The 13348-nt window shown below is 71.7% G+C and carries 12 protein-coding genes; 9 read left to right on the top strand and 3 right to left on the bottom strand.

Features of this window, described 5'->3' with window-relative positions:
• The first annotated feature begins 259 nt into the window (after positions 1 to 259).
• The 5 genes from ACAZ03_RS03665 (at position 260) to ACAZ03_RS03685 (ending at position 7553) form a co-directional block, all read left to right on the top strand.
• The gene (locus ACAZ03_RS03665; RefSeq protein WP_373356009.1) at positions 260 to 1048 is read left to right on the top strand and encodes an autoinducer binding domain-containing protein; all 789 of its coding nucleotides are present in this window, start codon (positions 260 to 262) and stop codon (positions 1046 to 1048) included.
• Between the two features lie 83 nt (positions 1049 to 1131).
• Positions 1132 to 1758 carry an acyl-homoserine-lactone synthase gene (locus ACAZ03_RS03670; RefSeq protein ID WP_373356011.1) on the top strand — a complete coding sequence of 209 codons (627 nt, stop codon included), beginning with the start codon at positions 1132 to 1134 and terminating at the stop codon, positions 1756 to 1758.
• Between the two features lie 89 nt (positions 1759 to 1847).
• On the top strand, positions 1848 to 3377 hold the full coding sequence (locus tag ACAZ03_RS03675; protein ID WP_373356012.1) for an ATP-dependent RecD-like DNA helicase: 1530 nt from the start codon (positions 1848 to 1850) through the stop codon (positions 3375 to 3377).
• 262 nt (positions 3378 to 3639) lie between these two features.
• Complete coding sequence (lysA, locus tag ACAZ03_RS03680; RefSeq protein ID WP_373356013.1) at positions 3640 to 4905, top strand: diaminopimelate decarboxylase; 1266 nt, start codon at positions 3640 to 3642, stop codon at positions 4903 to 4905.
• Positions 4906 to 4997: 92 nt separating this feature from the next.
• The gene (locus ACAZ03_RS03685; RefSeq protein ID WP_373356015.1) at positions 4998 to 7553 is read left to right on the top strand and encodes a TIGR02302 family protein; all 2556 of its coding nucleotides are present in this window, start codon (positions 4998 to 5000) and stop codon (positions 7551 to 7553) included.
• Positions 7554 to 7583: 30 nt separating this feature from the next.
• Here the strand turns inward: ACAZ03_RS03685 and ACAZ03_RS03690 are convergent, their stop codons facing one another.
• Positions 7584 to 8474: a zinc-ribbon domain-containing protein gene (locus ACAZ03_RS03690; protein WP_373356016.1), complete on the bottom strand. Its 891-nt coding sequence runs from the start codon at positions 8472 to 8474 to the stop codon at positions 7584 to 7586.
• Between the two features lie 157 nt (positions 8475 to 8631).
• Between ACAZ03_RS03690 and ACAZ03_RS03695 the strand changes: the two genes are divergently transcribed.
• The 4 genes from ACAZ03_RS03695 to ACAZ03_RS03710 are packed head-to-tail and all read left to right on the top strand — an operon-like array spanning position 8632 to position 11539.
• Positions 8632 to 9309 carry a cell division ATP-binding protein FtsE gene (locus ACAZ03_RS03695; protein ID WP_373356017.1) on the top strand — a complete coding sequence of 226 codons (678 nt, stop codon included), beginning with the start codon at positions 8632 to 8634 and terminating at the stop codon, positions 9307 to 9309.
• Positions 9309 to 10211, top strand: a complete 903-nt coding sequence (locus ACAZ03_RS03700) for a cell division protein FtsX (protein WP_373356018.1) — start codon at positions 9309 to 9311, stop codon at positions 10209 to 10211. Before ACAZ03_RS03695 ends, ACAZ03_RS03700 begins: the two co-directional genes overlap by 1 nt.
• 50 nt (positions 10212 to 10261) lie before the next feature.
• Positions 10262 to 10933, top strand: a complete 672-nt coding sequence (locus ACAZ03_RS03705; protein ID WP_373357037.1) for a lysophospholipid acyltransferase family protein — start codon at positions 10262 to 10264, stop codon at positions 10931 to 10933.
• Positions 10934 to 10936: 3 nt separating this feature from the next.
• Entirely contained in the window at positions 10937 to 11539 is a 603-nt protein-coding gene (locus ACAZ03_RS03710) for a pyridoxamine 5'-phosphate oxidase family protein (RefSeq protein ID WP_373356019.1), read from the top strand.
• A gap of 25 nt (positions 11540 to 11564) precedes the next feature.
• Here the strand turns inward: ACAZ03_RS03710 and ACAZ03_RS03715 are convergent, their stop codons facing one another.
• Positions 11565 to 12257, bottom strand: coding sequence for a nitroreductase family protein (locus ACAZ03_RS03715; RefSeq protein ID WP_373356020.1), 693 nt, complete (start codon positions 12255 to 12257; stop codon positions 11565 to 11567).
• Positions 12257 to 13234 carry an iron exporter MbfA gene (gene mbfA, locus ACAZ03_RS03720; protein WP_373356021.1) on the bottom strand — a complete coding sequence of 326 codons (978 nt, stop codon included), beginning with the start codon at positions 13232 to 13234 and terminating at the stop codon, positions 12257 to 12259. The genes ACAZ03_RS03715 and mbfA overlap by 1 nt, the downstream gene beginning before the upstream one ends.
• Positions 13235 to 13348 lie beyond the last annotated feature (114 nt).

A 13348-nucleotide genomic window follows, 5' to 3' on the forward strand; every position in this document is an offset into this window, starting at 1 on the left:
CATTTCGGGGGGGACCGAAGCCGCGAGTGGTCTGGTCACCTGCGTTGACGATAGGCTGTCGGGATTAGTCACCTGTTAACCAATCGTCAGGATTGTCTCATGTGGAACGACTGGATCATCGACGTGCTCTCGGACCTCGGCGCCCATGCCCGCGCCAACGGCCTGCCGGCGACGGCTGAGGCCCTGCGGGAAGCAGCGCTCGTCGCCGCCATCGAGACCGCGTCGGAGAGCCGGCCGCCGCCTGTGCCGGGAGGGTGCCATGAGACTAAAGACGTTTCTGGAGGAGCTGGAGGCCGCCACTGGGCTTGAGCGCATGCAGGAGCTGATCCTGTCGCTGAGAGAGCGCTACTCCGTCGCCCATGTGGTCTATCACTGGGTCTCGCCCGACGGCGAGCAATATGGCTGCGGCTCCTACGACCCCGTCTGGGTCGCCCGCTACGTGGCCGAGGATTACATCCGCATCGATCCCGTCGTCATCGGCTGCTTCCAGCGCTTCCACCCGGTGGACTGGAAGGATCTCGACTGGTCCGGCAAGATCACCCGCGCCTTCCGCGAGGATGCGCTCCGCCACGGCGTCGGGCGGCAGGGCTTCTCCGTGCCGATCCGCGGGCCGAACGGGCAGTATGCGGTCCTGTCGCTGTCGGACAATCGCTCGGAAGACGATTGGGCGCGGCTGACGGCGGCCTGCAAGCGGGAGTGGATCCTCCTCGCCCATTGCTTCCACCAGAAGGCGTTGGAGCTCGAAGGCAGCCGCGCGCCGGAGCCGCTCCGCGGCCTCTCCCCGCGCGAGATCGAGGCGCTGACCTTCCTGGCCATGGGCTATGCCCGCGCGCAGGTGGCCGACATCCTGTCGATCTCGGAACATACGCTCCGGGCCTATATCGAAAGTGCGCGCTTCAAGCTCTCGGCGCTCAACACGATCCATGCCGTGGCCCGGGCCATCGCCGAGGGGCTGATCGTCACCTCCGGCGCCGCCCGCGCGGCCCCCGGCGCCTGGCCCGGCCGCGAGATGCCGGACCGCACCGAGCGCCGCGCCGCCAACGGGTGAGTTACGCAACGCCCGGTGGGGCCGGGGGGCATTAACCCTGCCTTGGGCATCTTTCCTCGCGACAGAGCCGCGAGGAGGGACAGATGCTCAGATTTCTCTACGCCCATGATCTTGCCGCCGAGCCGGCGCTCGAAGACGGCATGTTCCGCCACCGGGCGGAGCAATTCGTCCGCCGCCTCGGCTGGGATCTCGCCCTCGACGCAAGGGGGTGGGAGCGCGACGACTACGACGCCCTCAACCCGCTCTACGTCATCTGGCAGGGCGAGGACGGCGCCCACCTCGGCTCCGCCCGCTTCCTGCCGACGACCGGGCGCACCATGGTCAACGAGCATTTCGCCCATATCGCCGGCGGGCCGATCACCAGCCCCTTCATCTGGGAATGCACCCGGCTCTGCCTCGCCCCCGGCGCGGGGCCGGAGGTGGCGGCGGCGCTCCTCCTCGGCGGCTCGGAGCTGATGCGGCAGGCGGAGCTGCAGCATTTCGTCGGCGTCTTCGACCAGCGGATGCTGCGCGTGTACCGCGGCATCGGCGCCATGCCGGAGGTGCTGGGACTTGAGGCCCGCATCGGCGTCGGCCTCTGGGCCTACGAGCCCGAGGCCCGCGCCCGGCTCTGCGCCCGGAGCGGCGTGACGGAGGATCAGGTGCAGGGCTGGTATCGGGAGGCCACGACCGGGCCCCGCCGCTCGGCCCTTGCGGTCGCGGCGGAATAGGGCAAGCCAAGGCAGACCCCCCAAGGAAACCCCGGCCCGATCCCCCTCGCCTCTGGCGGCCCCCCGGCAGGGGGGCTAGTCTGGCCCCCATGTCCGCCCTCACCCTCTCCGCCGATCAGGCCCAGGCCTGGGACGCGCTGGCCGAGGCGCTGCAGGAGGCGGGCATCGACCTTGCCGACGGCAGCACCGGCCCGCGCCCCGAGGGCGCCTCGCAGGTGCTCGCCATCACCGGCAAGGCCGGCTCCGGCAAGACGATGCTCCTCGCCGAGCTGACCAAGGCCCTGAAGGAGACCGGCGTCGACCTCGTCTCCGGCGATTACGAGGGGCGGCGGCGGAAGGAGCGGCGGACGCTGGCGATCCTGTCGCCCACCAACAAGGCGGCGAGCGTCCTGCGCACGCGGGGCGTCCCCGCCACCACGATCCACCGGATCATCTACACGCCGGTCTACGACCCCGAATACGAGAAGGTCGCCGAATGGCTGGCGGGGCAGGGCGACCGGCCGGAGGTCGAGGGGCTGACGCCCGAGCAGCTCGACCGCGCCTTCGCCGCCTATCAGGCCTATGCCTCCGTCCCCGCGGCGCTGGCGGCGGCGGGCCTGCGCGGCTCCGATTTCATCACCGGCTGGAAGCGCCGCGACGAGCCGCTCGACATCGGCTTCGTCGATGAAAGCTCGATGCTCGATGCCAAGCAGTTCGAGGACCTCAAGGAGATCTTCCCCTCGCTCGTCCTCTTCGGCGACCCCGCGCAGCTTCCCCCGGTGAAGAGCGAGGGCGGCATGGTCTTCGACCGGCTGGGCGAGGCGCAGCGGTTCGACCTCTCCCGCATCCACCGGCAGGAGGCGGACAGCCCGATCCTCGACCTCGCCCATGCCCTCGCCGACCCCGCGCTCGATTTCGCCGGCTTCGAGCAGATGGTCGCCGAGGCCGCCGCCCGCGACGACCGCGTTCAGCTCGCCCCCCGCGCCGATGCGGGGCTGATGGCGCGCTCGCCGGTGCTCGTCTGGCGGAATGCCACGCGCATCCGCCTGATCGGCGCCTTCCGCAAGGCGCATGGCGCGCCCGAGGACATGCTGCTGCCCGGCGAGCCGCTCATCTGCGACGGGATCGAGCTGCCGCTCAAGCACCGCAAGCGGCGGCTGGATCTCGAGGCGCGCGGCCTCATCAAGGGCGCGCAGGTCATCTACCTCGGCCCCGGCAAGCGCCCCGGCTTCTCGCGGCTCTGGATCGTCGGCGCGGAGGAGCCGCAGGTTTCCGCCGCCTCGATCGTGAAGATCGAGAAGGACGGCGAGGAGGAGCCCTTCATGCCCTATGCCGCGACGATGGGCGCGGTGTTCCTGCACGGCGCCGCGGTGACGATCCACAAGGCGCAGGGCAGCCAGTGGGAGCAGGTGCAGGTCTTCGCCCCAGACCTCTGGGTCGCGGCGCGCATGGGCCGGGTCGAGGCCGGCCAGCCGCTCTGGAAGCGCCTCGCCTATGTGGCGATCACCCGCGCGCAGGAGCGGCTGCTCTGGGTCACCCGCGCCGCGCTCGCCCGCCCCTTGGAGCCCCTCTCCACCGCCGACATCCTCGCGGCCGCCCCCTCGCCGCTGGAGCTGACGGCCCCGTCGGGCGAGGACTGATCCCCCGGGTCGCTTGGGCGGCCGTCGCGGCCGCGCCATCGACGGCCCCGGCCCGCCTCCCTCTCCCGGGCGCGCCGCAACCCTCGCGCCCGGTCCGCACCGCCCCGTCCAAAAGCCCTGATCCCCTTTCATCTGGCCAAAAATACCTCGGAGGTGTGGAGGCAGAGCCTCCACCCGGCCCGGAACGGGCCGGCCCCCCGGCCTCTCCACCCCGGCGCCACTCCCGATTGAAGCCCCCGCCGGCTCTGCTATGAGCCTTGCCATGGATCATTTTCTCTACCGCGCCGGCCAGCTTCATGCCGAGGATGTCTCCGTGGCGGAGATTGCGGCCGCCGTCGGCACGCCGGTCTACATCTATTCCGCCGCCACGCTGACCCGGCATTTCCGGCTTTTCGACGAGGCGCTGGGCGAGACCCCGCATCTCGTCTGCTATGCCGCTAAGGCGGCCGGCAATGTGGCGATCCTGAAGCTCCTCGGCGATCTCGGCGCCGGGGTCGATGTCGTCTCCATCGGCGAATACCTGAAGGCCAAGGCCGCCGGCATCCCGGGCGAGCGCATCGTCTTTTCCGGCGTCGGCAAGACGCGGGGCGAGATGGCGGCGGCGCTGGAGGGGGGCATCCGCCAGTTCAACCTCGAGAGCGAGCCCGAGATGCGGGCGCTGTCCGAGGTCGCCTCCGGCATGGGCGCCGTTGCCCCCGTCACCATCCGGGTGAACCCGGATGTGGACGCGAAGACCCATGCCAAGATCGCCACCGGCCGGTCGGAGAACAAGTTCGGCATCCCCATCGCCAAGGCCCGCGCCGCCTATGCCGAGGCGGCGGCGCTGCCGGGCCTCAAGGTTGTCGGCATCGACGTGCATATCGGCAGCCAGCTCACCGAGCTCGCCCCGTTCGAGGCCGCCTTCACCAAGGTCGCCCAGTTGACCGAGGCCCTCCGCGCCGATGGGCACGATATCTCCCGGCTCGACCTCGGCGGCGGGCTCGGCATTCCCTATGAGCGCTCCAATTCCGCGCCGCCCCTGCCGGTGGAATATGGGCAAATGGTCCAGCGGACGCTCGGCCATCTCGGCTGCGAGATCGAGATCGAGCCCGGCCGGCTCATCGCCGGCAATGCCGGGATCCTCGTCTCGACGCTCATTTATTTGAAGGAAGGCGAGGGCCGCGACTTCCTGATCCTCGATGCGGCGATGAACGATCTCATCCGCCCGGCGATGTATGACGCCTGGCACGACATCGTGCCGCTGGCCGAGCCGGCGCCCGGCGTCGAGCCCCGGCCCTACGACATCGTCGGCCCGGTCTGCGAGACGGGCGACACCTTCGCCCGCGCCCGCCCGATGCCGCCGCTGACCGAGGGCGACCTCGTCGCCTTCCGCTCCGCCGGGGCCTATGGCGCGGTGATGGCGAGCGAATACAACGGCCGCCCGCTGGTGCCGGAGGTGCTGGTGAGCGGGGATCAATTCGCGGTTATCCGCCCAAGGCCGAGCTATGAAGAGATGATCGGGCGCGATAGCCTACCCACGTGGCTGTGAAGCGCATAGATGATGGCCTCAAAGAGAGAGGCAGTGAGCTGAGACATCCCGAGGGCCGCGCGCCCACTTCTTTTCCGGACATTTCCCGCCCCGTGACGCTGACGCGCGCGGGGATGGTGGCCGAACGTCTCTGCCGCGCCTTCTGGCCGTTCTGGATCGCGGCCGGGCTGGCCCTCGCCATGCTCGCCGCCGGCTGGCTGCGCGCCGCGCCGGTGGAGCTCTACTGGATCTCCGGGCTCGGCTTCGGGGCGGCGCTGCTCATGACCTTCGGGCTCGGGCTTCGCCGCTTCCGCTGGCCGTCCCGGGACGAGGCGCTGGCGCGCGTCGATGCCGCCATGCCGGGCCGGCCCATCGCGGCTTTGGCCGATGCCCAGGCCATCGGCGCCGGCGATGCCGCCTCCGAAGCTGTCTGGGCCGCGCATCAAAGGCGCATGGCGGCGGCGGCGGCCAGGGCGAGGCCGGTGGCCGGCGATTACCGCCTGTCGTCGCGCGACCGCTACGGGCTGCGCTATATCGCGGCGCTCCTTCTCGTCACCGCGCTCCTCTTCGGCTCGCTCTTCCGCATCGCCCTGCCGGGCGAGGTGGCCGGCGGGCCCGGCGCCGCGCTCGCCTCCGGCCCCGCCTGGGAGGGCTGGGTGGAGCCGCCGGCCTATACGGGCCGCCCCTCGCTCTACCTCGCCGATATTCCCGCCGGGCCCCTCAGCGTCCCCGAAGGCTCGGTCGTGACGCTCCGCCTTTACGGCGAGGTCGGCGCTCTGGCGGTGGCGGAGACCGTCTCGGGCCGCACCGGCAATGTGCCCTCCGCCGCCGACGAGCGGCAGAGCTTCACCATCCGCCAGGACGGCCGGCTGGCCATCGAGGGCGCCGATGGCGCCACCTGGCAGGTGCGCGTGACGGCGGACATGCCGCCCGAAGTGCGGCTCGACGGGCCGCTGCAGGTCGAGGGGACGGGCGAGATGAGCCAGCCCTTCGCCGCGACCGACGATTACGGCGTCGTCTCCGGCGCGGCCACGCTCTCGCTCGATCTCGGCGCGGTGGAGCGGGCCCATGGCCTCGCGGCCGAGCCCGACCCGCGCGAGCCGCTGATCGTCGACCTGCCGATGCCCTTCACCGGCAGCCGCGAGGCTTTCACCGAACGGCTGGTGGAGGATTTTTCGGAACATCCCTGGGCCAACCTCCCTGTCACGCTGACGCTGGAAGTGACCGATGCCGCCGGCCAGACCGGCGCCGCCGCGCCCATGGAGATGATCCTCCCCGGCCGCCGCTTCTTCCAGCCCATCGCCCGGGCGGTGATCGAGCAGCGGCGTGACCTCCTCTGGTCGCGGGAGAATGCGCGGCGCGTCCTGGGGATGCTGCGCACGATCGCCTACGAGCCGCAGGGCTTCTTCCCGAACGAGATCACCTATCTGCGGCTCTCCTTCACGCTCCGGCGCCTCTCAGGCTACCTCGAGGCGGGGGCGCTGACGGCCGAGCAGCAGGACGAGCTCGCCGCCGCGCTCTGGGAGCTCGCCGTGCAGCTCGAGGACGGCACGCTGGCCGATGCCCGCGCCCGGCTCGAGCGCGCCCGCGACCGGCTGGCGGAGGCGATGCGCAACGGCGCCAGCGAGGAGGAGATCCAGGAGCTGATGAACGAGCTCCGCGACGCCACCGACGATTACATGCAGATGCTCGCGCAGAATGCCCAGCCGTTGGAGAACCAGGCCGACCAGCCGCAGAGCGCCCAGAACGAGATGCAGACGATCACGCAGGACGAGATCGACGCGCTCATGGATCAGATCCAGGAGCTCATGGAGCAGGGCCGGATGGCCGAGGCGGCGGAGCTCATGGAAGAGCTCAACCAGCTCATGGACAACCTGCAGATGCAGCAGGCCGAGGGCGGCCAGGGGATGAACACGCCGGGTCAGCAGAGCATGGAGGATCTCGCCGAGACGCTCCGCGACCAGCAGGGCCTGACGGACGAGAGCTTCCAGGAGCTGCAGGAGCAGTTCGGCCAGAATGGTCAGGAGGGGCAGCAGGGCCAGCAAGGCGAGCCCGGCCAGCAGGGCGAAGGCCAGAGCCCCGGCGCCGGCGAGGCGCAGGACGGCCGCCAGGGCGAGAACGGCCAGGGCGGCGAGGGCGGCGCCGAGGATCAGCCCGGCGGCCCGGGCTCGCTCGCCGAGCGGCAGGAATCGCTCCGGCGCGAACTGAACCGCCAGCGGCAGAACCTGCCCTATACCGGCGGCGACGAGGCCGATGCGGCCCGCGAGGCGCTGGACCGCGCCGAGGGCGCCATGGAGGGCGCCGAGGATGCCCTGCGCGAGGGCGACCTCGCCGAGGCGATCGACCGCCAGGCGGAGGCGATGAACGCGCTCCGCGACGGGATGCGCAATCTCGGCGAGGCGCTGGCGCAGAACCAGCAGGAAACGGAGCCCGGCCAGGGCCAGGGCGAAGGCCAGACCATGGGTCAGGTCGCGCCGCTCCGCCGCGACCCGCTCGGGCGCGAGATGGGCGAGGCCGGCCAGCTCGGCACCGACGAGAACCTCCTCGGCAGTCAGGACCTCTCCGAACGGGCCGACGAGCTGATGGAAGAGATCCGGCGCCGCTCCTCCGAACGCGAGCGTCCGAAGCTGGAGCTCGATTACCTGCGCAGGCTCCTCGAGCGGTTCTGAGAGGGCGGGCCCGGAGGGGCCCGCGGCCGCTCAGCTGTCGCCGGCGATGTTGTTCAGCCGGGTGGTGAGGGACTGCAGCTCCACGTCCAGCCAGACGCGGCCGGCGTTCACGGCATCCACATAGCGCTCCAGCGCCGGTGCCGCCGCCGGGAAGAGCTCGGAGAGATTCGGCGCGAAAGCATAGGCCAGGGCCAGGATCGCTAGCGCGAAGAGCGTCAGCGAGAACCCGCGCCGGAAGCCGCGGCGGGTGACGGCGGCCGTATCCTCCGGCTCCTCCGCCGGTTCCGGCTCGCTCTCGGGGCGGAGCGAGGTGTGAAGCTCGTCGATATCGGGCAGCAGCTCCCGGCGGGGGGCGGCGCTGTCCGCCCCGCCGAAACCCGGCCGCACGGGGCGGCGGCGGAGGGGCGGGTCTTCAGGATCGGGGGCATCGGGGGCGGGCGTCGGCGCGGGCGCGGCGCGCGCGGCCTCGGGCAGGTCCAGCTCCGTCTGCGTCTCCATCCCGCCCATGCGCTCGCGGCGGCGCTGCTCGGCCTCGCGGGCGGCCTCCTCGCGGAGGATGGCGGCGATCTCGGGCGTGACCGAGGGCCGCATCGGCGCCTCTTCCGGCTCCTCCCGCGGGGGCGGCGGCGTGACGCGGCGGGGGGCGGGCGGCGCCCCGGGCGCGGGGGTGCGGCCGCCGGGCGGCTCGGCGAGCGCGCGGAGCGAGGCGGGCAGGTCCTCCATCCCCTCGGGTTCCGCCACCGGCGGCGGCATCCGCCGGGCGGGCGGCGGCGCGGGCGCCGCCTCTTCCGCCACCGAGGCGCCGGGGCGCTCGAACCAGGTGTGAGAGCACGCAGAGCATTGCACGTCGCGCCCCTCGTCGGGGATCACGTCGTCCGGAACCTCGTATTCAGCGCCGCAATTGGGGCAGATCAGGCGCATGCGCGGTGCTTCTCCCGGCGGTTTCCTGCCGCTCGACTGCTCTTCTTCCCTCGCACCCTTACCCAGCCCGCCCGCATCCGCCAAGGACCACGGCGGCGGCGCGATTGATCCTGTTGCCGATATTCGGCAATAAGCGCGGACAGCCGGGAGGGGCGGAGTGATCGAGCTCAAGGACGTGGCCTATACCTATGGCGGGGCCGAGCTGTTTTCGGGCCTCGGCCTGACGCTCGCGCCGGGGTCATTTCATTTCCTGACCGGCCCCTCGGGCGCCGGCAAGACGACGCTTCTGAAGCTCTGCTACGGCGAGCTCACCGCCACCGCCGGCGAGGTCACGCTCTTCGGAGAGGAGCGGCGGGGCCTCAGCCGCGACGCGCTGGCGCTGACGCGGCGGCGGATCGGCGTCGTCCATCAGGATTGCCAGTTCCTCGACCATCTGCCGCTGGCCGAGAACATCGCCCTGCCGCTCACCGTCGCCGGCCGCCCCGGCGGCGGGGCGGAGGGGGACCTGCGCGACCTCCTCGCCTGGGTCGGCCTCACCCAGCAGGCCGGACAACTGCCGCCGCAGCTTTCGGGCGGCGAGCGGCAGAGGGCGGCGCTGGCGCGGGCGGTCATCACCTCGCCCGATGTCATCATCGCCGACGAGCCGACCGGCAACATCGACTGGGAGATGTCGCAGCGGCTGCTGAAGCTCCTCGTCGAGCTCAACCGGATGGGCAAGGCGGTGCTCATCGCCACGCATGACCTCGAGCTGATCCGGGCGGCGAAGGGCATGGTCTCCGCCCGGGTGCTGCGCCTGAAGGACCGCCGGCTGCAGATGGCGGGGGCGGGGCTCTGATGCCGGTGCTCCCCCGCCTTCTGTCGCTCGTCACCGGGGATCGCGGCGCCGACCGGGCCGTGCCGCCCTCGGGTTTCACCTCCTGGCTGACGCTGGGCGCCGCCGCCGCCATGGCCTTCCTCGCCGTCTTCGCGCTCGCCTTCTCGGCCGCGACCGGCCGGCTCGCCGACCGGTGGTCGGAGGAGCTGGCGCGCACCTCGACGCTCCGCATCTCCGCCCCGGCGGAGGAGATGGCGGCCCAGACCGCCGCCGCGCTCCGCGTGCTCGGCCAGACGCCCGGCGTCGCCGAGGCCCATGCGCTGACGGCGGAGGAGCAGGAGGCGCTCCTCGCCCCGTGGTTCGGGCCCGATCTGCCGCTGGATAGCCTGCCGCTGCCGCAGCTCGTCGAGATCGTCGAGGAGGGCGAGGGCTTCGACCCGGCCGGCCTCCGCGCCCGGCTGGTCGCCGAGGTGCCCGGCGCCGTGCTCGACGATCATGCCCGCTGGCGCGAGCCGCTGGTGGCAGCCGCCGGGCGGCTGCGGCTCCTCGCGACGCTCTCGACGCTGCTCATCGGCGCGGCGCTGGTGGCGATGGTGACGCTGGCCGTGCAATCCTCGCTCGCCGCCAATGCGCAGATCATCCGCGTGCTCCGCCTCGTCGGCGCGCGGGATGTCTACATCGCCCGCGCCTTCGTGCGCCGCTTCACGATGCGGGCGCTCCTCGGCGCGCTGGGCGGGACGGTGCTCGGCACCGCGGCGCTTCTCATCCTGCCCCGCTCCGATGTGGCGGGGGGCTTCCTCACGGGGCTCGGCTTCGCGGGGGCCTCGTGGCTCCTGCCGCTGACGATCCCGCCGGTGGCGGCCATCGCCGCCTTCTGGGCGAGCCGCTCGGCGGCGCTCACCCGGCTGAGGGCCGAATCGTGAGCTGGCAATGGGTGAAGTCGCTGGCCTTCGTGGCCATCGCCTATACGCTCATGGGGCTCGTCGCGATCGTCTACTTCCCCTATGCGCTCGCCACGCCCAAGGGCGCCACCGCCGCCGCCCATGCCTGGGCGCATAGCTGCCGCTGGCTCCTGCGCGTGATGCTGGACCTGCGGACGGAGGTGCGGGGCGAGATCCCGACAGGCGAGGTGCTGATCGCCGCCAAGCACCAGAGCTTCCTCGACATCATCGTCATCTTCTCCGTCATGCCGCGGCCGAAGTTCATCATGAAGCGCGAGCTTCTGTGGACGCCCTTCCTCGGCCAGTACACCTGGCGGATGGGCTGCATCCCGGTGAACCGGGGGCGGCGGGCCGAGGCCATCCGCAAGATGGTGGCCGATGTGCAGGCCGGCCGGTCGCTGCCCGGGCAATTGGTGATCTATCCGCAGGGCACGCGCGTCCCTCCCGGGGTGAAAGCGCCCTACAAGGTCGGCGCGGCGGCGCTTTATCAGGAGCTGAAGCAGCCCTGCGTGCCCGCCGCCACCAATGTCGGGCTCTTCTGGCCGAAGCGCGGAATCCTCAGGAAGCCCGGGCTCGCGGTGGTGGAGTTCCTGCCGCCGATCCCGCCGGGACTGACGAGCGCGGCGCTGATGACGCGGCTCGAGCGCGAGATCGAGGCGGCCTCCGACCGGCTGGCGGCGGAGGCGAAGGCGCAAGGGAGCTGAGCCATGGAGTTCATCGACGACATCGCGGGGCTCGAGGCGCTCTACGGCACGCCGGGCGAAGCCTCCGTCATCAAGGTCACGCCGCATCTGACGGAGGAATACCGCCGCTGGATCGCCGCCTCGCGCTTCCTCATCCTCTCCACCATCGGCCCCGAGGGCACGGATGCCTCGCCGCGCGGCGATGACGGCCCGGTGGTGGAGATCCTCGACGCAGGCACGGTGGCGCTGCCCGACTGGCGCGGCAACAACCGGATGGATTCGCTGCGGAACATCGTGCGCGACCCGCGCGTGTCGCTGATGTTCATGGTGCCCGGCTCCACCAATGTCATCCGCGTCAACGGCCGTGCCCGGGTGACGGCGGACGAGGCGATGCGCGCCCGCTTCGAGCGGCAGGGTGCCCTGCCGCGCACGGTGGTCATCGTGCGGATCGAGGAGGTCTATTCCCAATGCGCGCGCGCGATCCTGCGGGCGCGGCTCTGGACCGCCGGCGACGAGAGCGAGGGGCTGCCCACGGTCGGCGACATGCTGGCCGGCATCAAGGCGGGCTTCGACGGCGCGGGCTATGACGCCGACTGGCCGGGCCGGGCCGCCGCGACCATGTGGTAGGCTGCCTCGTTTCCGTGAGAATTCCTCACTCGAAGGTCGTGAGGATCTGCCCCAATGGCTTCTTGCGCTTGGCGACGGCGGGCACCGTCGCATCCTCCGCCGGGTAGCCCACGGGCAGGATCATCACCGGCTTCTCGCTCGCCGGGCGGCCGCACATCTCGGTCAGGAACCGCATCGGGTTCGGCGTGTGCTCGAGGCAGACGAGCCCCGCATGGTGGATCGCGGCGATGAGGAAGCCCGTGGCGATGCCGACGCTTTCGGGCACGTAGTAGTTCTTGTAGCGCGCGCCGTCCTCCGTCTCGCCCCAGCGCTGGGCGAAGATGACGATGAGCCAGGGCGCCGTCGTCAGATGCGGCTTCTCGGCGCCGGTGCCGATGGGCTCGAGCGCCGCGAGCCATTCGTCGCCGGCGCCGCCGCTGTAGAAGGCCTTCTCTTCCTCCTCCGCCGCCGCGCGCACCCGCGCCTTCATCGCCGGATCGGCGATGGCGGCGAAATGCCAGGGCTGGTGATTGGCGCCGGAGGGGGCGGTGCCGGCAGTGGCGACGATCGCCTCGACCACCTCCCGCGGCACCGGCCGGTCGGAGAAGGCGCGCACCGAATGACGCTTGCGCATATAGGCGAGGAAGGCCTCGGCGGCGGCCTGCGCCTCCTCCGGTTCCCGCTGCACTCGGTCGGGCAGGGGGAGCGGCTCGTAGCTGACCTCGCCCTTGCGATACATCACCCGGCCCCGATGAGCGCGCCCGCGGCGAAGACGAGGGCGCCGCCGAGGACCACCTGGAAGGTGGCGCGGAGGAAGGGCGTCTGCATGAAGCGGTTCTGGATCCAGGCGATGGCCCAGAGCTCGATGAAGACGACGATCAGCGCGATCACCGTCGCCGTCCAGAAATGCGGGATGAGATAGGGCAGGGCGTGCCCCAGCCCGCCAATCGTGGTCATCACGCCGGTAGCCACACCGCGCTTGAGCGGCGAGCCCCGGCCGGAGATCTGCCCGTCGTCGGAAGCGGCCTCGGTGAAGCCCATCGAGATGCCGGCGCCGACGGAGGCGGCGAGCCCGACGAGGAAGGTCGTATGCGGATCCTCCGTCGCGAAGGCGGTGGCGAAGATCGGCGCGAGGCTGGAGACAGAGCCGTCCATCAGCCCGGCGAGGCCCGGCTGCACCCAGGTCAGCACGAATTGCCGGCGTTCGGTCGCGGCCTCCGTCTCGCGCGCCGCCTCGCCCAGATGCGCGGCCTCGAGCCCCTCGGCGGCGGCCTCGTGCCCGGCCTCGGCGGCGGCGAGGTCGCCGAGGAGCGCCCGGGTCGCCGCATCGGTGCTGGCGCTGGCGGCATGGGCGTAGAAGGCGGCGGCATCCCGCTCCATCCGCGCCGCCTCGGCACGGATGCGGGCGAGGGAGAGGTTCTCGACCAGCCAGACCGGCCGGCGGGCGTAATAGCCCGCCACATGCTCGCGGCGGATGAGCGGCACGAACTCGCCGAAGCGGGCCCGATGCGCCTCGATCAGCCGGTGGCGGTGCGTGTCCTCCTCCGCGGCCATGCCGTCCATGACCTTGGCGGAATTGGGATAATCGGCGCGGAGCCGCTCGGCATAGGTCCGGTAGATGCGCGCATCATCTTCCTCGGAGGAGATGGCGAGCGCCAGCACCTCCTGCTCGGAGAGGTCGGAGAACCGGCGGCGCTGACTGAGGGCGAAACGCATGGGGCGACGCTACGAGGGGCGGGCGCGATGGGCAAGCGGCCTGACATCAAGCCGCCCGTCCTTGCTCGCCGCGGGGGGCCATCGGTGGCCGGCAGCCCCCCGGCCTCTCGGCCA

Source organism: Pseudoroseicyclus sp. CXY001 (genome assembly GCF_041714655.1).
Lineage (GTDB): Bacteria > Pseudomonadota > Alphaproteobacteria > Rhodobacterales > Rhodobacteraceae > Pseudoroseicyclus_A.